This window comes from Nonomuraea bangladeshensis, from assembly GCF_039529455.1.
Lineage (GTDB): Bacteria > Actinomycetota > Actinomycetes > Streptosporangiales > Streptosporangiaceae > Nonomuraea > Nonomuraea bangladeshensis.
In genome coordinates this window covers 381204-402479 of record NZ_BAAAMV010000011.1, presented here as the reverse complement: position 1 = coordinate 402479, position 21276 = coordinate 381204, and the positions used below count along the sequence as shown (strand labels likewise).

Genomic DNA, 21276 nt, shown 5'->3' with positions numbered 1-21276 from the left:
GCTCACTCCCAGCGGAACGTGCGCGACACCAGCCCCAGCGACAGCACCGCCCAGGCCGCCAGCACGCCCAGGGGGACCAGCGGCAGCGCCGCCCCCTCGGCGAGCACCGCGCGCAGCCCGCCGGTCAGCGCCGAGATCGGCAGCACCTCCAGCGCCGGCCGCACGTTCTCGGGGAACTTCGCCAGCGGGAAGATCACCCCGCCGGCCCCGAGCAGCACCAGGTAGACGAGGTTGGCGGCGGCCAGCGTCGCCTCGGCGCGCAGCGTGCCCGCCATGAGCAGGCCGAGCCCGCTGAAGGCCGCCGTGCCGGCGACGATCAGCAGCGCGGCGGCCAGGAACGACCCCTGCGGCCGCCAGCCCAGCGCCAGCCCGACGGCCACGATCACCGCCGCCTGGATGACCTCCACGGCCAGCACCGCCACGGTCTTGGCCAGCATGAGCCCGGCCCGCGACAGCGGGGTCGCGCCGAGCCGCTTGAGCACGCCGTAGCGGCGCTCGAAGCCGGTCGCGATGGCCTGCCCGGTGAAGGCGGTGGACATCACCGCGAGCGCCAGCACGCCGGGGACCAGGAAGTCGACGCGCCGCACGCCGCCCAGCTCGATCAGCGGGGCCAGCGAGAAGCCCACCAGCAGCAGCACCGGGATGATCAGGGTGAGCAGGAGCTGCTCGCCGTTGCGCAGGGTGGCGCGCAGCTCCGCGCCGGCCTGCGCCAGCACCATGCGCGGGAACGGCGCAGCGCCCGGCGCGGGGGTGAGGTCCAGCGTGCCCGTGGCTCGCTCGTACGCGCTCAACGCAGCTCCCTGCCGGTCAGCTCCAGGAAGACGTCCTCAAGGGTGCGCCGCTCGATGCGCAGGTCGTCGGCCGTGACACCCTCGGCGGCGCACCACGCGGTCACGGTGGCCAGTAGCTCGGGGCCGACCTGGCCCTCGATGATGTAGTGGCCGGCCGGCGACTCCTTGGCCGCGCTGCCCGCGGGGAGCGCGTTGAGCAGCTCCTCCAGCGCCAGCCCCGGCCGCGCCCGGAACCTGAGCTGCCGCTCGGCCCCGGTCAGCGAGGCGGGCGTGCCCTCGGCCACCACCCGCCCCCGGTCGATGATCACCACGTGGTCGGCCAGGCGTTCGGCCTCGTCCATGTGGTGCGTGGTGAGCACCACCGACACCCCGGCCGAGCGCAGCTCGCCCACCAGCTCCCAGCAGGCGTGCCTGGCCTGCGGGTCGAGCCCGGCGGTCGGCTCGTCGAGGAAGACCAGCTCGGGACGGCCGATGACGGCGGCGGCCAGCGACAGCCGCTGCTGCTGCCCGCCCGACATGCGCCGGTAGGGGGTGCGGGCGTGCCCGGCGAGCCCGAGCCGCGCCAGCAGCGCGGCCGGGTCGAGCGGCCGGGCGTGGAAACGCGCGACCAGGCGCAGCCACTCGCCGCAGCGCACCGCCGGCGGCACCCCGCCGGACTGCAGCATGACCCCGACCCGGGCGCGCAGCTCGGGCCGCTCGGGGGTCAGCCCCAGCACCCGCACGGTGCCCGCGTCGGCGGTGCGGAACCCCTCGCAGATCTCGACCGTGGTCGTCTTGCCCGCCCCGTTGGGCCCGAGGACGGCCGTGACCGCGCCGCGCTCCGCGCGCAGGGCGAGGCCGTCGAGCGCGGTGCCCGCGCCGTAACGTTTGACCAGGTCGAGGATCTCGACGGCTGGGGATTCCATGACGACGAGTCTAGGGACTGCGCGGGGCGGTCCGGGCCTCAGGTGAGCGCGTGGGCGCGGGCTCTCCATGGAAAATCACGGAAATATCTGATAACTGGGAATTAGGAGGACCGGACAGCCGTTGCCGTACCTCGGCCCTCGTGGGCCACCCGGGTTCGCGAGGAGAGGGGTTTGCATGTCCGTGGCCGCAGCCACGTCCACCGCCGTACGAGCTGAACGGAAGTCCGAGAAGAAGGAACGCAGGGCGCTGCTCCTGGTGCTCCTCGGCGCGCTCTCGGCCATCGGGCCGCTCTCCATCGACATGTACCTCCCGGCGCTGCCCGCCATCACCTCCGAGATGCTGAGCGGCCCCGCCCAGGTCCAGCTCACGCTCACCGCCTGCCTCATCGGCGTGTCGGTCGGGCAGGTCATCGCCGGCCCGTTCAGCGACATGCGCGGGCGGCGGATGCCGCTGATCGTGGGCGTGGCCGGGTTCATGGCCGCCTCGCTGCTGTGCGCGTTCGCGCAGTCGGTGCCGATGCTCATCGCCTTCCGCCTGCTGCAGGGCATGCTCGGCGGCGCGGCCCTGGTCATCGTGCGCGCCGTGGTGCGCGACCTGTACGAGGGCGCCGCCATCGCCCGCATCTTCGCCACGCTCATGCTGGTCAGCGGCCTGGCGCCGATCCTCGCCCCGATCGCGGGGGCGCAGCTGCTGGCGTTCACCTCGTGGCGGGGCGTCTTCGTGGCGCTCAGCCTGGCCGGCGTCGTGCTGCTGGTCGCGGTGCTCGCCGGGGTGCGCGAGACGCTGCCGGCAGGGAGCCGCGAGAGCGGCGGGCTCAGGCACACCGTCCGCACCTTCTGGCAGTTGCTGCGCGACCGCTCGTTCATGGGGTACGCGCTCACCGGCGGCCTCGCCTTCGCCGCGATGTTCGGCTACATCTCCGGCTCGCCGTTCGTGCTGCAGGAGGTCTACGGCGCCACCCCGACGCAGTACTCCCTCATCTTCGGGCTCAACGCCCTCGCCCTCACCGTCATGGCCCAGGTCGGCGGCCGGCTGTCGGGGCGGGTGTCCCCGGCGGCCATCGTGGTGGCGGGCCTGGCCACCAGCCTGGCGGGCGCGGCCCTGCTCATGGCGGCCGCGCTCACCGGCCTCGGCCTGTGGGGCATCGTGGCCGGCCTGGTCGTCATCATGCTCGGCCAGGGCCTGACGCTGCCCGGCACCAGCGCGCTGGCGCTGGGCTCGCAGCCCGCCCAGGTGGCCGGCAGCGCGGCGGCGCTGATGGGCGTGCTGCAGTTCGCGCTGGGCGCTGTGTCGGCGCCGCTGGTCGGGGTCGTCGGCGCGGGCACCGCCGTGCCGATGGCCTCCGTGATGCTCGGGCTCATCGTCTGCGCCGTCCTCGCCTACGCCGTCCTGGGCCGTACCCGGGCGTCGAGCAGGAGTTAGGTAAGGCTGCCCTGCGTGACAAATTCCATTGCCGAGCTGCCCCGATCCGTTTGTGAGACGGGAAGGATTTACGGCACACTGATGTTGTGAAAAACATGCCCACGATCGAGCCCGGTAGCGAGCGCGGCACGCGTGCCCGCGTCGCCCGGCTGATCCTTGAGCATGGTCCCGTCGCGGCCGCCGCCCTCGGCGAGCGGCTCGGGCTCACACCCGCGGCCGTCCGGCGTCACCTCGACGCCCTGCTGGCCGACGGGATGATCGAGCCCCGCACGGTGCGCCCGCGCGGGCAGCGCGGGCGGGGGCGGCCGGCCAAGCTGTTCGCCATCACCGACGCGGGGCGCAGTGCTTTCGAGCACGCCTATGACGACCTGGCCGGCAGCGCGCTGCGCTACCTGGCCGATCGCATGGGGCAGGACGCTGTGGCCGACTTCGCCCGCTCGCAGGTCTCCGGCCTGCTCAAGCGGCTGGAGCCGGTCATGCGGGCGGTGCCGGCCGAGCAGCGCGTACACGTGCTGGCGCAGGCGCTGTCGGCGGAGGGTTACGCCGCCTCGGCCAGCAAGGCCAAGTCAGGCGGCGACCAGCTCTGCCAGCATCACTGCCCGGTGGCCCACGCGGCAGCCGAGTTCCCTCAGCTCTGCGAGGCCGAGACGGAGGCGTTCGCGCAGCTGCTCGGCACACCGGTGCAGCGCCTGGCCACGATCGCGCACGGCGACGGGGTCTGCACGACGCACGTGAGCCCGCAGACGCTGGGCGAATCCGCACACAAGGACAAGAGTCCTCACGATACGAGCAAGGAGACCGGAAGGTGACTGTCACCGACCGCCCGGAGCTGGAAGGCCTCGGGAATTACAAGTTCGGCTGGGCCGACCCGGACATCGCCGGGGCGACGGCCAGGCGCGGCCTGTCCGAAGAGGTCGTCCGCGAGATCTCCGCGCTGAAGAACGAGCCGGAGTGGATGCTCGACCTGCGCCTCAAGGGTCTCCGGCTGTTCGACAAGAAGCCGTTGCCGACCTGGGGCGCCGACCTCACCGACATCGACTTCGACAACATCAAGTACTTCGTGCGCTCGACGGAGAAGCAGGCCGCCTCCTGGGACGAGCTGCCCGCCGACATCAAGAACACCTACGACAAGCTCGGCATCCCCGAGGCGGAGAAGCAGCGCCTCATCGCCGGCGTCGCGGCCCAGTACGAGTCGGAGGTCGTCTACCACAAGATCCGTGAGGACCTTGAGGAGAAGGGCGTCATCTTCGTCGACACCGACACGGGCCTGAAGGAGCACGAGGAGCTCTTCAAGGAGTACTTCGGCTCGGTGATCCCGGTCGGCGACAACAAGTTCGCCGCGCTCAACACCTCCGTGTGGTCCGGTGGCTCGTTCATCTACGTGCCGCCGAACGTCGAGGTCGAGATCCCGCTGCAGGCCTACTTCCGGATCAACACCGAGAACATGGGCCAGTTCGAGCGGACCCTCATCATCGTCGACGAGAACAGCTACGTGCACTACGTCGAGGGCTGCACCGCGCCGATCTACTCCAGCGACTCGCTGCACAGCGCCGTCGTCGAGATCATCGTGAAGAAGAACGCCCGCTGCCGTTACACGACCATCCAGAACTGGTCGAACAACGTCTACAACCTGGTCACCAAGCGCGCCGTCGCCTACGAGGGCGCGACCATGGAGTGGATCGACGGCAACATCGGCTCCAAGGTCACGATGAAGTACCCGGCCGTCTACCTCATGGGCGAGCACGCCAAGGGCGAGACCCTGAGCGTCGCCTTCGCCGGCGAGGGCCAGCACCAGGACGCCGGCTCCAAGATGGTGCACCTGGCGCCCAACACCAGCTCCAGCGTCATCTCCAAGTCGGTGGCGCGCGGCGGCGGCCGCACCTCCTACCGCGGTCTCGTGCAGATCGAGGAGGGCGCCCACGGCAGCGCCAGCACCGTCAAGTGCGACGCGCTGCTGGTCGACCAGATCAGCCGCTCCGACACCTACCCCTACGTCGACGTCCGCGAGGACGACGTCTCGATGGGCCACGAGGCCACGGTCTCCAAGGTCAGCGAGGACCAGCTGTTCTACCTCATGAGCCGCGGGCTCGACGAGGACGAGGCGATGGCGATGATCGTGCGCGGCTTCGTGGAGCCGATCGCGCGTGAGCTGCCCATGGAGTACGCGCTCGAGCTCAACCGGCTGATCGAGCTGCAGATGGAAGGAGCCGTCGGCTGATGGGCCTGAACGAGAAGCCCCTGTCGACCCTGCACGAGAAGGCGTCCTACGACCTGGGCGACTTCGAGGTCCCGACCGGCCGCGAGGAGGCCTGGCGGTTCACGCCGCTCACGCGGCTGAAGGGCCTGCACAACGGCAAGGCCGAGGCGGCCGGTCACGTCCGCCTCGACGTGGACGCCGCCCCCGAGGTCACCGTCGAGACGGTCGGCCGCGACGACGCCCGCGTCGGCAAGGCGTTCACGCCCACCGACCGGGTGAGCGCCCAGGCGTGGAACAGCTTCGAGAAGGCCACCGTCATCACGGTGCCGCGCGAGGCCGTCGCCTCCAAGCCGACCGTGCTCACCCTCACCGGTGAGGGCGACGGCGCCGCCTACGGCCACCTCGTGGTCAAGGTGGAGCCGCTGGCCGAGGCCGTGGTCGTGCTCGACCACAAGGGCAGCGCCGTCTACGCCGACAACATCGAGTTCGTCGTCGGCGAGGGCGCCAACCTCAAGGTCGTCAGCCTCCAGGACTGGGACGACGACGCCGTCCACGTCTCGCACCACCACGCCCAGCTCGCCAAGGACGCGACCTTCCGCAGCTTCGTGGTGACGCTCGGCGGCGACCTGGTGCGCCTGTCGCCCAGCGTGGCCTACACCGCGCCGGGCGGCGACGCCGACCTGTCGGGCGTCTACTTCGTGGACGCCGGGCAGCACCTGGAGCACCGCCTGCTGGTCGACCACTCGCAGCCCAACTGCAAGAGCAACGTCGACTACCGCGGCGCGCTGCAGGGCGACCGGGCGCACGCCGTCTGGATCGGCGACGTGATCATCAGGGTCGAGGCCGAGGGCACCGACACCTACGAGCTCAACCGCAACCTCATCCTCACCGACGGCGCCCGCGCCGACTCGGTGCCCAACCTGGAGATCCTCACCGGCGAGGTCGCCGGCGCGGGGCACGCCTCCGCGTCCGGCCGTCTCGACGACGAGCACATCTTCTACCTCCAGGCCCGCGGCATCCCCCACGACGAGGCACGCCGCCTGGTGGTGCGGGGCTTCCTCGGCCAGCTCATCGAGAAGATCCAGATCGAGGAGCTGCGCGAGCGCGTCATGAGCGCCGTCGAGGCGGAGCTCGCGCGATGAGCGACGCCGGCAGCTTCGAGAAGGTGTGCGCGCTCGCCGACATCCCCGACGGGGGAGTCATCGGCGTCGAGGTGGGGGAGACCCCGGTGGCGCTGGTGCGCAAGGGCGAGCAGGTGTACGCCCTGCACGACGTCTGCTCGCACGCCGAGGTCAAGCTCAGCGAGGGCGAGGTCTACGACGACACGCTGGAGTGCTGGCTGCACGGCTCGTGCTTCGACGTGCACACCGGCAAGCCGACCGGCCCGCCCGCCATCAAGCCCGTGAACGTCTACACAGTCAAGATCGACGGCGACGACGTCCTCGTCTCGCTCTCGAAGGAGTCATAAGCAACCATGTCCACCCTTGAGATCCGCGACCTGCACGTCGCCGTCGAGGACAAGGAAATCCTGCGCGGCGTCAACCTCACGGTGAACTCCGGCCAGACGCACGCCATCATGGGCCCCAACGGCTCGGGCAAGTCGACGCTGGCCTACGCGATCGCCGGCCACCCCAAGTACACCGTCACCGGCGGGCAGGTCCTGCTCGACGGCGTCGACCTGCTGGAGCTGTCGGTCGACGAACGCGCCCGCGCTGGCCTGTTCCTGGCCATGCAGTACCCGGTCGAGGTCCCCGGCGTGTCGGTCTCGAACTTCCTGCGCTCGGCCGTCACCGCCGTCCGCGGCGAGGCGCCCAAGCTGCGCGAGTTCGCCAAGGACCTGAAGGGCGGCATGGACGCGCTGTCCATCGACCCCGCCTTCGCCCAGCGCAACCTCAACGAGGGCTTCTCCGGCGGCGAGAAGAAGCGCCACGAGATCCTCCAGATGGAGCTGCTGAAGCCGAAGATCGCCGTCCTCGACGAGACCGACTCCGGCCTCGACGTCGACGCGCTGCGCGTGGTGTCCGAGGGCATCAACCGCTTCCGCGCGAGCGGCGACACCGGCGTGCTGCTGATCACGCACTACACCCGGATCCTGCGCTACGTGAAGCCCGACTTCGTGCACGTCTTCGCCGGCGGGCGCATCGTCGAGGCGGGCGGGCCGGAGCTGGCCGACAAGCTCGAGGCCGAGGGCTACGAGCAGTACACGAAGGCGTCTGCATGACTTCCACCAGCTTGGACGTGGAGCGGATCAGGAAGGACTTCCCGGTCTTCTCCCGCGAGCTGCCCGACGGGCGACCGCTCGTCTACCTCGACTCGGGCAACTCCTCGCAGAAGCCCAACCTGGTCATCGAGACCATGCGCGAGCACCTGGCCCTGCACTACAGCAATGTGGGGCGGGCCATGCACGTGCTCGGCGCGGAGTCCACGGAGGCGTACGAGGGCGCCCGCGACAAGGTCGCGGCGTTCGTCGGCGCGGCGCGCGACGAGGTGGTCTTCACCAAGAACGCCTCCGAGGCGCTCAACCTCGTCGCCTACTCCTTCGGCAACCCCGCCAACACCGACCCCCGCTTCACCCTCGGGCCCGGCGACGAGATCGTCGTCACCGAGATGGAGCACCACTCCAACATCGTGCCGTGGCAGATGCTCGCGCAGCGCACCGGCGCCACGCTGAAGTGGTTCGGGGTCACCGACGAGGGCCGGCTCGACCTGGCCGACGGCGTCATCACCGAGCGGACGAAGATCGTCTCGGTGGCCCACCAGTCCAACGTGCTCGGCACCGTCAACCCGGTGGCCGAGCTGGCCAGGCGGGCCCACGAGGCGGGGGCGCTCATCCTGCTGGACGCCTCCCAGTCCGTGCCGCACCACCCGGTGGACGTCGCCGCGCTGGACGCCGACTTCGTGGCCTTCACCGGCCACAAGATGGTCGGCCCCTCCGGCATCGGCGTGCTGTGGGCGCGGGCCGAGCTGCTCGACGCCATGCCCCCGTTCCTCGGCGGCGGCGAGATGATCGAGGCGGTCTGGATGGACCGCTCGACCTACGCCCCGGCCCCGCACAAGTTCGAGGCCGGCACGCCGCCGATCGTCGAGGCCATCGGTCTCGGCGCCGCCGTCGACTACCTCACCGGGGTCGGCCTGGAGGCGATCGAGGCGCACGAGCGCGAGCTGACCCGCTACGCGCTGGAGGCGCTGCGCGAGGTGCCGAGGCTGCGCGTCATCGGGCCCGAGACGCTGGAGGCGCGGGGCGGCACGGTGTCGTTCACGCTGGAGGGCATCCACCCGCACGACGTCGGACAGATCCTCGACGACCAGTTCGGCGTCGCGGTGCGCGTCGGGCACCACTGTGCCCGCCCGCTGCACCTGCGGTTCGGAATACCCGCGACCACGCGGGCGTCGTTCTACCTGTACAACACCACGGGCGAGATCGACGCCCTGGTTCGCGGCCTGCATCACGTTCAGAAGGTGTTCGCATAGCCATGATCGGCGAGTCGATGTACCAGGAGCTGATCCTGGAGCACTACAAGCACCCGCAGGGGCGCGGGCTGCGCGAGCCGTACGACGCCGAGGTCCACCACGTCAACCCGACCTGCGGCGACGAGATCACGCTCAGGGTCAAGGTGGACGGCGACCAGGTGCTCGACGTCTCCTACGACGGGCAGGGCTGCTCGATCAGCCAGGCCGCCGCCTCGGTGCTGCACGAGCTGACCACCGGCTCGTCGGTCGCGGAGTCGCTGTCGGTCGTCGACGAGTTCACCCGGCTCATGCAGGGCAGGGGCCAGGTGGAGGCCGACGAGGACGTGCTCGGCGACGCGGTCGCCTTCGCGGGCGTGGCGAAGTTCCCCGCCCGTGTGAAGTGCGCGTTGCTGTCCTGGATGGCCTACAAGGACGCAGTGGTGAGGAGTGCCGCCCAATGAGCAAGCCAACCGAGACCCCGACGACCGAGTTCGACGGTGAGATCACCGTCGACGAGGTCATGGAGGCGCTCAAGGACGTCGTCGACCCCGAGCTGGGCATCAACGTCGTCGACCTGGGCCTGATCTACGGCCTCAACCTCGACGCGGCCGGCGGCGGCAAGCCCGTGGCCACCATCGACATGACGCTGACCAGCGCGGCCTGCCCGCTGACCGACGTCATCGAGGACCAGGCGCACTCGGCGCTCGACGGCATGGTCTCCGACGTGAAGATCAACTGGGTCTGGCTGCCGCCGTGGGGCCCGGACAAGATCACCGACGAGGGCCGAGAGCAGCTTCGTATGCTAGGCTTCAACGTCTGACCTCTGTTCGCTGTACGGCTGGCGTCCGACGTCAGCCGTTTCAGCGTGTCATCAGGGTTTTCGGAAGGTCCGAACCCGGCCGGGAAATATCCGATAACATCCCGGCGTTGGATCAGATGCACCCCGACGCCTCATCGCGCGTCTCAGCATCGCCTGCGGCCGGTGCGCCGGTGCATCCTCCCCCTCTTTTTCTGACTGGTACGGCGTGTGCCGTACATCTTGGCTCGTCCTTTCGCAGAAGTGACGTGCCACTTCGACGGAAAGGCACGACTTTCGTGACCATGCTTGACGCTGTCATGCCCGCGCTCGACGAGAGCATCTCCGGCGCGACCTCCGCGGCCGCCCCGGAAGCGGGTCCGTCCGAGTTCGAGCTCCTGGGGCTGCCCAGGCCGCTCGTCACCGGACTGGCCAGACAGGGCATCGAGAGCCCCTTCCCGATCCAGAGCGCGACCATCCCCGACGTGCTCGCCGGCAACGACGTGCTCGGCCGTGGCCAGACCGGCTCCGGCAAGACCCTCGCCTTCGGCCTGCCGACCATGGCCCGGCTCGCCGGGGTCAGGCCCGTTCCCGGGCGGCCCCGCGCGATGATCCTCGTCCCGACCCGTGAGCTCGCCCTCCAGGTCCACGACGCCCTCGAACCTCTCGGCCGCGGCCTCGGGCTGCGCATGAAGGTCGTCGTCGGCGGCATGTCCATGGGCAAGCAGATCGAGGCGCTGCGGCGCGGCGTCGACCTCGTCATCGCCACCCCCGGACGTCTCGGCGACCTCATCCGGCAGGGCGAGTGCTCGCTCGCCGACGTCGAGGTGAGCGTCCTCGACGAGGCCGACCACATGTGCGACCTCGGCTTCTTCCCCGTCGTCACCGAGCTGCTCGCGCAGACCCCGGCCGACGGGCAGCGGCTGCTGTTCTCCGCCACCCTCGACGGCGACGTCGACAAGCTGGTGCAGCGCTTCCTCAAGAACCCGATCACGCACTCCGTGGCTCCCGCGACCTCGCCGGTCGACACCATGGAGCACCACGTGATGCAGGTCACCCGCGACGACAAGTTCGACGTGGCGGCCGAGATCGCCAACCGCGAGGGCCGCACCATCATCTTCGTGCGCACCCAGCACGGCGTGGACCGGTTGTGCAAGCAGCTCGCCCGCGTCGGCGTGAAGGCCGGCGGCCTGCACGGCGGCAAGCGCCAGAACCAGCGCACCCGCATCCTCGCCGAGTTCCGCGAGGGCTCGGTCAACGTGCTGGTCTGCACCGACGTCGCGGCGCGCGGCATCCACGTGGACAACATCTCGCTGGTGCTGCACGTCGACCCGCCCCAGGACCACAAGAGCTACCTGCACCGCGGCGGGCGTACCGCGCGGGCCGGCGAGAAGGGCACCGTCGTCACGCTGGTGCTGCCGAACGAGCGGCGCTCCACCGACGCGCTCACCCGCCGGGCCGGCATCCACCCGTTCCGCCTCAAGGCCACCCCGGGGCACCCGAGGGTCGCCGAGGTGACCGGCGCCCGCATCCCGAGCGGCGAGGCCATCCCCGTGTGGGAGCCCGACGTGCGCAAGCCGCTGCGGCCGCGCCGTGACGGCGGCGGTGCCGGCGGTTCCGAGCGCCGCAACCGCCGTCCGCGCCGCGACTTCGACGGCGAGCGCCGCCCGCGCCGCCACGAGGACGGCGAGCGTCCCTTCGGGGGCGACCGGCGTCCGCGCCGGCACGGCGACGAGTCGCGCACCGTGGGCGAGGGCCGCGACCGCGGCTATCAGCCGAGGCGCGGCTTCCGCGAGGGCGACCGGCCCGTCCGCGAGGGCGAGCGTCCGGCCCGCGAGGGCGGCCGTGACGGCTACCGCGGCGGCTCCCGCGACGACCGTGGCTTCTCGGGCGACCGTGGCTCCAACGGCGCCCGCGGCTACAACGGTGACCGTGGCTACAACGGCGACCGCGGCTCCTCCGGGGAGCGCGGTTTCTCCGGCGACCGTGGTTTCTCCGGTGACCGCGGCTACTCGAGCGACCGTGGCTCCCGCGACGACCGTGGCTACAACGGCGACCGTGGTTTCTCGGGCGACCGTGGCTACAACGGCGACCGGGGCTCCTCCGGTGACCGCGGCTTCTCGAACGACCGTGGTTTCTCGGGCGGTGACCGTGGTTTCTCGGGCGGCGACCGGCGCGGTGGTTTCCGCGGCGAGCGTGGCTACCGCGGCGACGACCGTGGCGGCCGCGCCGGCCAGGACCGCGGGTCGCGCGGCGACTGGCGCGGCTCCGACGACCGCGGCCAGCGCCCCCGCCCGTTCTCCTCGGACCGCCGCCACGCGCGCTGACCGGCCCCGCTGAAGCGAACCCCACCGCCCGCCACACCCCCGAGGTGTGGCGGGCGGCGGCGTTCCCGGGGGTGGGTCAGCCTTTCAGGCCGCTCAGGGCGATGCCCCGGGTGAAGTACTTCTGGAAGATCAGGAAGAACACGATGGTCGGGACCGAGGCGATGAACCCGCCCGCCATGATGGCGCCCTGGTGGTCCGGCGCCCCGAAGTACGAGTTGAGCCGGGCCAGCGCGACCGGCAGGTTCGCCATCTCGTCGCTCTGCACGATCACCAGCGGCCACAGGAAGTTGTTCCATTCGGCCAGCACGATGAAGATCGACATCGCGGCGAGCGCCGGCCGCAGCAGCGGCAGCACGATCTGCCACCAGATCCGCCACTCCCCGGCGCCGTCCACGCGGGCCGCCTGGATGAGCTCGTTCGGCACCGACTGCAGGAACTGCACGAGGAAGAACAGCACGAACGCCTTGGCCAGCCCCGGCACGATGTACGCCGTGTAGGTGTCCAGCCAGCCCAGATTGCGCATGATGACGTAGTTTGGGATGAGCGTCGTCTGCCAGGGCACCATCATCGACGCGATGATCATCAGGAAGATGACCCGGCGGCCCCTGATCTGGTGCTTGGCGATCACGTACGCCGCCAGCGAGCAGACCAGCAGCGCTCCCACCGTGATCGCCGTGGTGATGACGACGCTGTTGAACAGGAACCGCCAGAACCCGAACTCCACCTGGAACCGCTGGAACACCCCCTGCAGATGCCCCGGGTTGACCCGTTCCGCCGACCACTCGGGGTCGTAGAAGTTCACGGTCGACGGCGAGCGCGGCACGAACGACGGCGGGATCCTGGACAGCTCCGTCGGCGGCTTCAGCACCGTGATGATCAGCCAGTAGAACGGCACGACCATCGTCAGCGACAGCAGGTAGAACGGCAGGCGCAGCAGGTGCCCGTTCAGCCGGGCCCGGCCGCCCGCGCGCGGCTGCTCGTGCCGGGCCCGCCGTGCCGGGGCGAGCCGGTCCATCGGGGCGACGGCCATCACAGCTCCTTCATCGCGCGCCCGACGCGCAGGTTGACGAGGCTCAGCACGAAGATGATCAGGAACAGCACCCAGGCGACGGCCGAGGCGTAGCCCAGCTTGAAGTGGGTGAACCCCTGGTCGTAGAGGTAGGGCACGATCATCAGCGCCGAGTCGAGCACGCCGCCGATGTTGTTGGTGCCGCGGAAGACGATGTAGACCGCCTCGAACACCTGGAACGCCCCGATCAGCCCGGTCACCACCACGTACGTGGTGACCGGCCGCAGCAGCGGCAGCGTGATGTGACGGAAGCGCTGCCAGGTCGAGGCGCCGTCGATCCTGGCCGCCTCGTAGTACTCCTCGGGGATGGAGCCGAGGCCGGCGACGTACAGCACCATGCCGTAGCCCATGCCGCCCCACACCGACATCAGCACCAGGATCGGGATGGTGAGCCCCGGCGTGGCCAGCCAGGGCACGGTGGAGCCGCCGAGCCAGTGGACGACCGTGTTGGCCAGGCCGACCTCGCTCGGGAACAGCACCCACTTCCACATGATCATAAGCGCGATGGAGGAGGTCACCGACGGCAGGAAGAACAGCGTGCGCATGACGCGGTGCGGCCAGCTCGGGCCGTTGAAGGCCAGCGCCAGCCCCAGCGACAGCAGGGTGCCGAGCACGACCGAGGCCACCACGTAGAGCGCGGTGTTGCCGAGCGCGTGCCGGAAGCGGGCGTCGCCGGCGAGTTCGGCGAAGTTGTCCAGGCCGGTGAAGACGGCCGGGTTGACCCCGTCGAACGAGGTGAAGCTGAGGTAGAGCGAGTTGGCCAGCGGCCAGAGCAGGAACGCCGCGAACAGCGCGAGGAACGGCAGCAGCATCGCGTACGAGGTGCCGTAGCGGCGCAGCCGCTCGACGGGGACGCGGCGCAGCCGGCCGCCGATGGGGACGGGACCCGCCATGGTCGGCCTCCTAACCGGCGTTGCGCTCCATGACCTTGGCCGCCTCGGCGAGCGCGGTCTTCGCGTCCGACTTGCCGAGGATGGCCGACTGGAGCTGCTTGGCCACGTCGGAGGCGCTCTCGTCCCAGCCGGGGCAGCCGGGGGCCGCCTTGCCCGTGCCGATCGCCTGCGCGAAGACCTGCGCCTGCTCGGGCGTGAACGTCGAGCCGCCCACGATCTGGTCGGGACGCGGCGGGATGTAGGAGATGTTGCGCTTCCTGGCCTCGCCGGCGACGGCGGCGATGGCCTCGTCGGTGTACATGAACTTCACGAAGTCCGCGCCGGTCTGGGCGTACTTGCTGAAGGAGGTGACGCCGATCGCCCGGCCGCCGATGAACGTGGTCGGCCCGGCGGGCCCGGCGGGCAGCGGCGCCATCGCCCACTTGCCCTTCAGCTTGGGCTTGTTGGTGTCGAGGCCCTTGGCGATCCAGTTGCCGGCCACCACCATCGCGGTGCCGGTGTCGAGGGCGTCGGAGCCCTCGACGGTGGCGGTGGGCGCGCCGTGCTCGCGGTAGAGGTCCACCCAGTACGTCAGCGCCCGCTCGGCCTGCGGGGTGTCGAGCGAGGGCTTGCAGTCGGGGGTGTAGAAGGCGCCGCCGGCCTGGTAGAGGTAGTTGAAGTAGCCGATCCAGTCGAGGTTGCCCCAGTCCTGGCTGTAGGGCTTCTTCACCCCGGCCGCCTTGAGCGTGGCGATGTCCTCGACGAGCTCCTCCCACGTCTTGGGCGGGGCGTCGATCCCGGCCTTCTCCAGCAGGTCGGTGCGGTAGTAGAGGGCCAGGGTGGACATGTCGAGCGGCACCCCGTACACCGAGCCGTCGGGGGAGACGGCCGACTCCCACTGGGCGGGCTGCGCCTGTCCCTTGAGCGCGTCGATACCGTGCCCCCGCAGGTCCACCATGGCGCCGCGGGCGCCGAACTGGATGGTCCAGGTCATGCCGCCGGAGAGGATGTCGGGGCCGGTGCGGCTGGTCGCGGCGGCGAGGAGCTTGGCGTAGGCGTCGTCCCAGGACAGGGTCTGCACCTTGACCGTCACGTTCGGGTGCTTCTGGTGGTAGAGGTCGGCGGCCTTCTGGAAGGTCGCCGTCTCGTCGTCGCCTCCGGTGGACCAGAAGGACAGGGTCATGGGGGCGTTCTGGTCGGCCTGCTCCGTCCGGGTCTGGCCGCTCGTGGCGCAGGCCGTGCTCAGGGCGGCCACGAGGATCGTGCTGCACGCTGCCATGGTTCGTCGCATGGGGCCATCCGATCTCTCCGTCGGATGGGCGCCGGACTTGCGCCGGCGGACGTGCGGATGTGCCTGCGGGTCCCTTGGCCGGCGCCCACTTACTGGTGCGGAGCGGATTTCATCACTTAAGCGGGTAAGCCACAATAGGAAGTTTTTCGAGAGAGCGCGTTCCCCGGCTCTCGTGACGGCGATGACCTTCGGTTACGGCTGCAGCGGAAATTTTCCGTCACGATGAAAACGGAGCGGTGCTCCCTCTCGGCAGCAGGCGCGCGGGCGGCTCCGGGGCGCCGTCCGGCCGCTCGCCGGCGATCACCCGGAGCAGGGTGCGCGCGGCGTGCGCGCCGTAGGCGGGGACGTCACGGGTCACGGCGGTCAGCGGCGGCCGGACCACCTGCGCGAGCGGGGAGTCGTCCCACGCCACGATCGACAGCCCGGCGGGGACGGCCAGGCCCATCTCCTGGGCGACCGACAGGCCCGCCACCGCCATGATGTCGTTGTCGTAGACGATCGCCGTGGGCCGGGGACGCGCGCTGAGCAGCAGCCTCGTCGCCCGCGCGCCTTCCTCGCCGGTGTAGTCGGTGTGCGCGACCGGGTGCCCGCCGAGGCCGGCCGCCGCGCAGCCCCGCGCGAACGCCTCGTCCCTGATCCTGGTGTGCAGCAGCGCCGGCAGCCCCGCCACCCTGGCCACCCGCCGGTGGCCGAGCGCCGCGAGGTAGCCGATGACCTCGCCCATCACGGCGGCCTCGTCCGACCACACGGCGGGCAGCGGGCCCGCGCCCGACGGATGCCCGGCCACCACGGCGGGCATGCCGAGCCGCTCCACCTCCGCCACGCGGGGGTCGGCGGCGCACAGGTCCACCAGGATCGCGCCGTCCACCCGGCCCTCGCCCCACCAGCGCCGGTACACCGCGATCTCGGCCTGACGGTCCGGCACCACCTGCAGCATCAGCGCGCACGAGCTGGCCGCCAGCTCGTCCTCGACGCCGCTCACCAGCTCCATGAAGAACGGCTCCACCCCGAGGAAGCGGGCCGGCCGGGAGAGCACCAGGCCGATCGCGTCGGCGCGGGCGCCGCTCAGCGAGCGGGCGGCCACGTTGGGGCGCCAGCCGACCTCCTGGGCGATGGCTCTGATGCGCGCCCGCGTCTCCTCCGAGACGCCGGGGCGGCCGTTCAGCGCGTACGACACCGCCCCCTTGGACACGCCGGCCCGCCGCGCGATGTCGGCGATCGTCGGCCTCTTCACGCCTGCTCCCTCCCGCGCCCCTGCGGTCCCGATAAACCGCTGAACCGTATCAGCGACATTGACAATCTCCGCTCCGATCCGGGCACAACGCTTTTCCGGTTCATAAACCGGAAACGGGTCCATGTACAGTCCTTCGGGTTCCCGGGCGGTCATCGGATCTGCCGTGCGCCGATCGGGGCGTCTCGCGTGGCGGACGGAGGGCGGTGTCACCTCGTCCCGCAGACTAGGCTTGTCAGGCACGCCATCGACGACGAGAGAGACCATGAAGACCTTCGAAGAGCTGTTCGCCGAGCTGTCCGAGAAGGCCCGCACCCGGCCCGCGGGGTCCGGCACCGTGGCCGCGCTCGACGCCGGCGTCCATGCCATCGGCAAGAAGGTCGTCGAGGAGGCCGCCGAGAGCTGGATGGCGGCCGAGCACGAGTCGGACGACCGGGCGGCCGAGGAGATCTCCCAGCTCCTCTACCACGTGCAGGTGCTCATGATCGCCAAGGGCATCGGGCTCGACCAGGTCTACAAGCATCTCTAGGGCGCGCCCGCGCCCGCCGCCGCACCCGACCTGGAGAATTCGAGAGACCGAACGAGGACCTGACATGCTGCGTCTGGCAGTACCGAACAAGGGCGCGCTCAGCGAGGCCGCCCAGGCCATGCTCAAGGAAGCCGGCTACCGCTCCCGCAGGGACAGCAAGGAGCTGGTCGTGGTCGACGAGGACAACGGCTGCGAGCTGTTCTTCCTGCGTCCCCGCGACATCGCCGTCTACGTCGGCGAGGGCACCCTCGACGTCGGCATCACCGGCCGCGACATGCTCGTCGACTCCGGCGCGCCGGTCGAGGAGATCATGCCGCTCGGCTTCGGCGGCTCCACCTTCCGCCTGGCCGGCACGGCCGGCGCGATGACCTCGGTGCACGACCTGCAGGGCAGGCGCATCGCCACCTCCTACGCGGGGCTGCTGGAGAAATACCTCTCCGACCAGGGCGTGGACGCCCGGGTGATCAAGCTGGACGGCGCGGTGGAGACCGCGATCAGGCTCGGCGTGGCCGACGCCATCGCCGACGTCGTCGAGACCGGCACCACGCTGCGCAACGTCGGCCTGGAGGTCTTCGGCGAGCCGATCATGCGCTCCGAGGCGGTGCTCATCAAGCGGCAGGGCGCGGCGGAGACGCCCGGCGCGGGCCAGTTCGTCCGCCGCTTCCAGGGCGTCGTGCACGCCCGCGACTTCGTGATGATGGACTACGACATCCGCGCCGAGCGCATCGAGGAGGCCATCGCCCTCACGCCCGGCATGGAGGGCCCCACCGTCTCGCCGCTGCACCGCGAGGGCTGGGTGGCGGTGCGCGCGATGGTCCGCCGCAAGGGCCACCAGCAGGTGATGGACCAGCTCTGGGACATCGGCGCGCGGGCGATCCTGGTCACCGACATCTACGCCTGCCGCCTCTGACACCCGGAGGTTGCGTCTGACAAATGTCACGGCCGAACCCGGAAGGATCACACTGCCCGGGTCCCGGCCGTGACCTTACGTTCGACGCATGAACGCCATCACGTTCGATCACGTCAGCAAGCGCTACGGGGACGTGCTCGCCGTCGACGACCTCTCCCTCGCCATCGAACCCGGCTCGACCGTGGCCCTCCTCGGCCCCAACGGCGCCGGCAAGTCCACCTCCATCAACCTGCTGCTCGGCCTGCTGCGCCCGAGCTCCGGCCAGGTCGCCGTGCACGGCCGCCCGCCGGACGCGGCCGTGAAGGACGGCGAGATGGGCGCGATGCTCCAGCACGGCACGCTCATCCCCGAGCTGACCGTGAAGGAGCTCGTGGACCTCGTCCGCCGGCTCTACCCGCGCCCGCTGCCCCTCGACGACATCCTGCGCCTGGCCGACCTGACCGAGCTGGCCGGCCGCCGGGCGAACAAGCTGTCCGGCGGCCAGTCCCAGCGCGTGCGCTTCGCCCTGGCCGTCGCCGGCGCGCCGAAGATCCTGCTGCTGGACGAGCCGACCGCGGCGATGGACGTGGAGTCCCGGCTGCGCTTCTGGGCCGCCATGCACGACTACGCCGCAGGCGGGCGTACGGTGCTGTTCGCCACCCACTACCTGGAGGAGGCCGACGCCCACGCCGACCGGGTGGTCGTCATCGCCCGCGGCCGGCTGGCCGCCGACGGCACCGCCGCCGAGATCAAGGCCGGGGCGGGCGGTCAGATCGTCCGCTTCGCCCTCGGCTCGCAGCCCGCGGCCGGCCTCGACCGGCTGCCCGGCGTGACCTCCGTCGAGATCGCCGACGGCGAGGTCATCCTGCACACCGGCGATCCCGACGCCACCCTGGACGGGCTGTACCGAGGCACCACGCTCGACGTGCGGCAGGTCCGGCTGTCCGGCGCCGACCTCGAAGCCGCCTTCCTCGCCCTCACCCGGGAGCCCTGATGCTCTACTACGCCAGGACAGAGACGCTGCGCATGCTGCGCAACCGGCGCTACCTCATCTTCGTGGTGATCTTCCCCGTCCTCCTCTACCTGATCAACGCCAACATCTACGGCGAGCAGACCGACGCAGGCGGCGTCAGCTACGCGGTGATCCTCATGGTGTCGATGGCGGCCTACGGGGGCCTGGCATCGTCCATGATGAGCTCGGCCGTGCCCTGGGCCACCGAGCGGCAGTCGGGCTGGCTGCGTCAGCTCCAGATCACCCCGCTGCCCAGCTGGGCGATCATCGTCACCAAGCTGGCGACCGCGCTGCTGCTCGTGCTGCCGTCGCTGCTGCTGGTCAGCGTCGTCGCCATCGTGCAGCAGGGGGTGTCGATGCCGCCCGCGCGGTGGGCGGGGCTGTTGCTGGCGATGTGGCTGGGCACGATCCCGTTCATCGCGCTCGGGCTGGCCATCGGCTCGGCGCTGTCGCCCGACGCCGCCCAGCCGGCCGCCATGATCTGCATGTTCGCCCTGGCCATCGCGGGCGGGCTGTGGTTCCCTCCGGAGATCTTCGGCACCACGATGAAGGCCGTCGCCGAGGTCACGCCGTCCTACCACTACGCGGCACTCGGCTGGAGCGTGGCGGGCGGCCACGGGCTCGGGCTGGCCGACGTCCTGGTCGTCGCCGCCTGGGGAGTGGTGCTCGGCCTCGGCGCGGCCTTCCTCTACCGCCGGGCTACAGTGCGGGCATGAGCTTCGCCGAGCGGATCAGCTTCGGCGGGGAGGACGACCGGCCCTCGCTCCGGCGGCGGCTGCTCGGCCTGTCCGTCGGGCTGGTCTACCTGGTCTTCCCCGTCGCGGAGATCGCGACCGGCGCGATCACCGGTGTGCGCGCGGTCTGGGCGGGGGCGTTGCTGGCCGCGTTCATCGTGCTGTTCCTGGCGACGGTGGTGAGCGCCAGGAGCTTCCTGGAACGGGGGCGGTGGACGTACCCGCTGCTCGCGCTCACCACCTCGGTGGGGGTCACCGGCGCGCTGGTCTTCGGCGGCTCCTTCCTCAGCATGCCGGTCTACAGCGTCGTGCTGTGCGGGTTCACGCTGCCGGCCGCGGCGGCGCTGCTCGCCATGCTCGCCAACCTGGGCCTGCTGGTGGGCGGCGGCCTGATCCACCACAGCTCGCCCGAGACCATCATCATCCTCGGGCTGCAGGTGGTGACGCTCGGCGTGCTGTTCATCAGCGTGCGCAACACCCGGGCGCTGACCGTCAAGCTGCACCGGGCGCAGGGCGAGGTGGCCCGGCTGGCGGCCACCGAGGAGCGGCTGCGCATCGCCCGCGACCTGCACGACCTGCTCGGCCACAGCCTGTCGCTGATCGCGCTCAAGAGCGAGCTGGCCGGGCGGCTCGCCGAGGGCACGCCCGAGGTGCAGCGGGAGGTCAGGGACATCGAGTCGGTCGCCAGGAAGGCCCTGTCGGAGGTGCGCGAGGCCGTCACCGGCTACCGGCGGCGCGGCCTGGCCGAGGAGCTCGACAACGCCAGGTCCGTGCTGGCGGCGGCCGGCGTGCGGGCCCGCGTGCAGGTGTCGGGCACGCCCCTGCCGGAGCCGGTCGAGGGCCTGCTGGCCTGGGCGGTGCGCGAGGGCACCACGAACGTCGTGCGCCACGCGCGGGCCGGCCGCTGCGAGATCAGGGTGACGTACGAGGACGGGCTGGCCGTCCTGGAGGTCGCCGACGACGGGCGCGGCCGGGAGCCCATCCTGATGGGCAGCGGGCTGTCGGGGCTGAGCGAGCGGGCCGTCGCCGCGGGCGGCGCGATGGCGGCGGGACCGGGCCCGCGCGGGTTCCGGCTGAGGGTGGAGGTGCCGGCGTGATCCGCGTGGTCCTGGCCGAGGACCAGGGCATGGTACGGGGCGCGCTTGCGTCCCTGCTCAACCTGGAGCCCGACATCGAGGTGGTGGGCGAGGCCGCCGACGGCGCGGAGGCGGCCGAGGTCGTCGCCCGCGCCCTGCCCGACATCGTGCTGCTCGACATCGAGATGCCCGGCACCGACGGCCTGGCCGCCGCCGCGGCGATCAGACGGCGCACGCCCGGCTGCCGGGTGATGATCCTGACCACGTTCGGGCGTCCGGGCTATCTGCGCACCGCGATGGAGGCGGGCGCGGTCGCCTTCCTCGTCAAGGACAGTCCGGCCAGGGAGCTGGCGGCGGCGATCCGGCGGGTGCACGCGGGGGAGCGGGTCATCGATCCCGGCCTGGCCGCGGCGGCGCTCAGCGCGGGGCCCAACCCGCTGTCGGCGCGCGAGCGCGACGTGCTGTCCGCCTCGGTGGACGGCTCCACCATCGGCGACATCGCCGAGCGGCTGCACCTGTCGGAGGGCACCGTGCGCAACTACCTGTCCTCGGCCATCCAGAAGACCCACGCCCGCAACCGGATCGAGGCCGTGCAACGGGCCCGTACGCAGGGCTGGCTCTGACGCGGTCGAGGTGCGGGAGCGCGGACGGGCCGTGCCCCGTCCCCGGCCTCCGGCGGTCTTC

22 protein-coding genes are annotated in these 21276 nt (G+C 71.2%); 16 read left to right on the top strand and 6 right to left on the bottom strand.

Annotation, left to right across the window (positions count from 1 at the left end; all coding sequences use genetic code 11):
- Window positions 1–2: 2 nt before the first annotated feature.
- Both ABD292_RS36930 and ABD292_RS36925 read right to left on the bottom strand, forming a co-directional pair.
- Window positions 3–791, bottom strand: a complete 789-nt coding sequence (locus tag ABD292_RS36930) for an ABC transporter permease (RefSeq protein WP_425565230.1) — start codon at window positions 789–791, stop codon at window positions 3–5.
- Window positions 788–1696 carry an ABC transporter ATP-binding protein gene (locus ABD292_RS36925; protein ID WP_344215768.1) on the bottom strand — a complete coding sequence of 303 codons (909 nt, stop codon included), beginning with the start codon at window positions 1694–1696 and terminating at the stop codon, window positions 788–790. Before ABD292_RS36925 ends, ABD292_RS36930 begins: the two co-directional genes overlap by 4 nt.
- Window positions 1697–1871: 175 nt before the next feature.
- Here ABD292_RS36925 and ABD292_RS36920 point away from each other — a divergent pair, with 175 nt between their 5' ends.
- The 10 genes from ABD292_RS36920 to ABD292_RS36875 all read left to right on the top strand — a co-directional run bounded on the left by ABD292_RS36920 (window position 1872) and on the right by ABD292_RS36875 (window position 11889).
- Window positions 1872–3119 carry a multidrug effflux MFS transporter gene (locus ABD292_RS36920; RefSeq protein WP_344215766.1) on the top strand — a complete coding sequence of 416 codons (1248 nt, stop codon included), beginning with the start codon at window positions 1872–1874 and terminating at the stop codon, window positions 3117–3119.
- 95 nt (window positions 3120–3214) lie between these two features.
- Window positions 3215–3928: a helix-turn-helix transcriptional regulator gene (locus ABD292_RS36915; RefSeq protein ID WP_344215764.1), complete on the top strand. Its 714-nt coding sequence runs from the start codon at window positions 3215–3217 to the stop codon at window positions 3926–3928.
- Window positions 3925–5337 carry a Fe-S cluster assembly protein SufB gene (sufB, locus tag ABD292_RS36910; protein WP_344215762.1) on the top strand — a complete coding sequence of 471 codons (1413 nt, stop codon included), beginning with the start codon at window positions 3925–3927 and terminating at the stop codon, window positions 5335–5337. Before ABD292_RS36915 ends, sufB begins: the two co-directional genes overlap by 4 nt.
- Entirely contained in the window at window positions 5337–6458 is a 1122-nt protein-coding gene (gene sufD / locus ABD292_RS36905; RefSeq protein WP_344215760.1) for a Fe-S cluster assembly protein SufD, read from the top strand. The genes sufB and sufD overlap by 1 nt, the downstream gene beginning before the upstream one ends.
- Window positions 6455–6784 carry a non-heme iron oxygenase ferredoxin subunit gene (locus ABD292_RS36900; RefSeq protein ID WP_344215758.1) on the top strand — a complete coding sequence of 110 codons (330 nt, stop codon included), beginning with the start codon at window positions 6455–6457 and terminating at the stop codon, window positions 6782–6784. The genes sufD and ABD292_RS36900 overlap by 4 nt, the downstream gene beginning before the upstream one ends.
- A 6-nt stretch (window positions 6785–6790) precedes the next feature.
- Window positions 6791–7537: a Fe-S cluster assembly ATPase SufC gene (sufC, locus tag ABD292_RS36895; protein WP_329575142.1), complete on the top strand. Its 747-nt coding sequence runs from the start codon at window positions 6791–6793 to the stop codon at window positions 7535–7537.
- A complete protein-coding gene (locus ABD292_RS36890) occupies window positions 7534–8787 on the top strand; it encodes a cysteine desulfurase (protein WP_344215756.1) in 1254 nt (417 codons plus the stop codon). Before sufC ends, ABD292_RS36890 begins: the two co-directional genes overlap by 4 nt.
- Window positions 8788–8789: 2 nt before the next feature.
- On the top strand, window positions 8790–9227 hold the full coding sequence (gene sufU / locus ABD292_RS36885; RefSeq protein WP_329575147.1) for a Fe-S cluster assembly sulfur transfer protein SufU: 438 nt from the start codon (window positions 8790–8792) through the stop codon (window positions 9225–9227).
- The gene (locus tag ABD292_RS36880) at window positions 9224–9586 is read left to right on the top strand and encodes a metal-sulfur cluster assembly factor (RefSeq protein ID WP_329575148.1); all 363 of its coding nucleotides are present in this window, start codon (window positions 9224–9226) and stop codon (window positions 9584–9586) included. The genes sufU and ABD292_RS36880 overlap by 4 nt, the downstream gene beginning before the upstream one ends.
- A 281-nt stretch (window positions 9587–9867) precedes the next feature.
- On the top strand, window positions 9868–11889 hold the full coding sequence (locus ABD292_RS36875; protein ID WP_344215752.1) for a DEAD/DEAH box helicase: 2022 nt from the start codon (window positions 9868–9870) through the stop codon (window positions 11887–11889).
- A 76-nt stretch (window positions 11890–11965) separates the two neighbouring features.
- Here ABD292_RS36875 and ABD292_RS36870 read toward each other — a convergent pair whose 3' ends face one another.
- The 4 genes from ABD292_RS36870 to ABD292_RS36855 form a co-directional block, all read right to left on the bottom strand.
- Window positions 11966–12919: a carbohydrate ABC transporter permease gene (locus ABD292_RS36870; RefSeq protein WP_344215750.1), complete on the bottom strand. Its 954-nt coding sequence runs from the start codon at window positions 12917–12919 to the stop codon at window positions 11966–11968.
- Window positions 12919–13851: a carbohydrate ABC transporter permease gene (locus ABD292_RS36865; protein ID WP_344215748.1), complete on the bottom strand. Its 933-nt coding sequence runs from the start codon at window positions 13849–13851 to the stop codon at window positions 12919–12921. The genes ABD292_RS36870 and ABD292_RS36865 overlap by 1 nt, the downstream gene beginning before the upstream one ends.
- Before the next feature lie 10 nt (window positions 13852–13861).
- Window positions 13862–15121: an extracellular solute-binding protein gene (locus ABD292_RS36860; RefSeq protein ID WP_344215745.1), complete on the bottom strand. Its 1260-nt coding sequence runs from the start codon at window positions 15119–15121 to the stop codon at window positions 13862–13864.
- Between the two features lie 217 nt (window positions 15122–15338).
- Window positions 15339–16355 (bottom strand): LacI family DNA-binding transcriptional regulator, encoded by a 1017-nt coding sequence (locus ABD292_RS36855; protein ID WP_344215743.1) that lies wholly within the window; start codon window positions 16353–16355, stop codon window positions 15339–15341.
- Between the two features lie 262 nt (window positions 16356–16617).
- On the opposite strand from ABD292_RS36855, the gene ABD292_RS36850 reads away from it, so the two are divergent.
- The 6 genes from ABD292_RS36850 to ABD292_RS36825 all read left to right on the top strand — a co-directional run bounded on the left by ABD292_RS36850 (window position 16618) and on the right by ABD292_RS36825 (window position 21215).
- Complete coding sequence (locus ABD292_RS36850; RefSeq protein ID WP_020547470.1) at window positions 16618–16881, top strand: phosphoribosyl-ATP diphosphatase; 264 nt, start codon at window positions 16618–16620, stop codon at window positions 16879–16881.
- Window positions 16882–16945: 64 nt separating this feature from the next.
- Window positions 16946–17791 (top strand): ATP phosphoribosyltransferase, encoded by an 846-nt coding sequence (gene hisG, locus ABD292_RS36845; protein WP_344215740.1) that lies wholly within the window; start codon window positions 16946–16948, stop codon window positions 17789–17791.
- Between the two features lie 88 nt (window positions 17792–17879).
- Window positions 17880–18764, top strand: a complete 885-nt coding sequence (locus ABD292_RS36840) for an ABC transporter ATP-binding protein (protein ID WP_344215738.1) — start codon at window positions 17880–17882, stop codon at window positions 18762–18764.
- The gene (locus ABD292_RS36835) at window positions 18764–19498 is read left to right on the top strand and encodes an ABC transporter permease (RefSeq protein WP_344215736.1); all 735 of its coding nucleotides are present in this window, start codon (window positions 18764–18766) and stop codon (window positions 19496–19498) included. Before ABD292_RS36840 ends, ABD292_RS36835 begins: the two co-directional genes overlap by 1 nt.
- On the top strand, window positions 19495–20613 hold the full coding sequence (locus tag ABD292_RS36830) for a sensor histidine kinase (protein ID WP_344215734.1): 1119 nt from the start codon (window positions 19495–19497) through the stop codon (window positions 20611–20613). Before ABD292_RS36835 ends, ABD292_RS36830 begins: the two co-directional genes overlap by 4 nt.
- On the top strand, window positions 20610–21215 hold the full coding sequence (locus ABD292_RS36825) for a response regulator transcription factor (RefSeq protein ID WP_344215732.1): 606 nt from the start codon (window positions 20610–20612) through the stop codon (window positions 21213–21215). The genes ABD292_RS36830 and ABD292_RS36825 overlap by 4 nt, the downstream gene beginning before the upstream one ends.
- The last annotated feature ends 61 nt before the right edge of the window (window positions 21216–21276 follow it).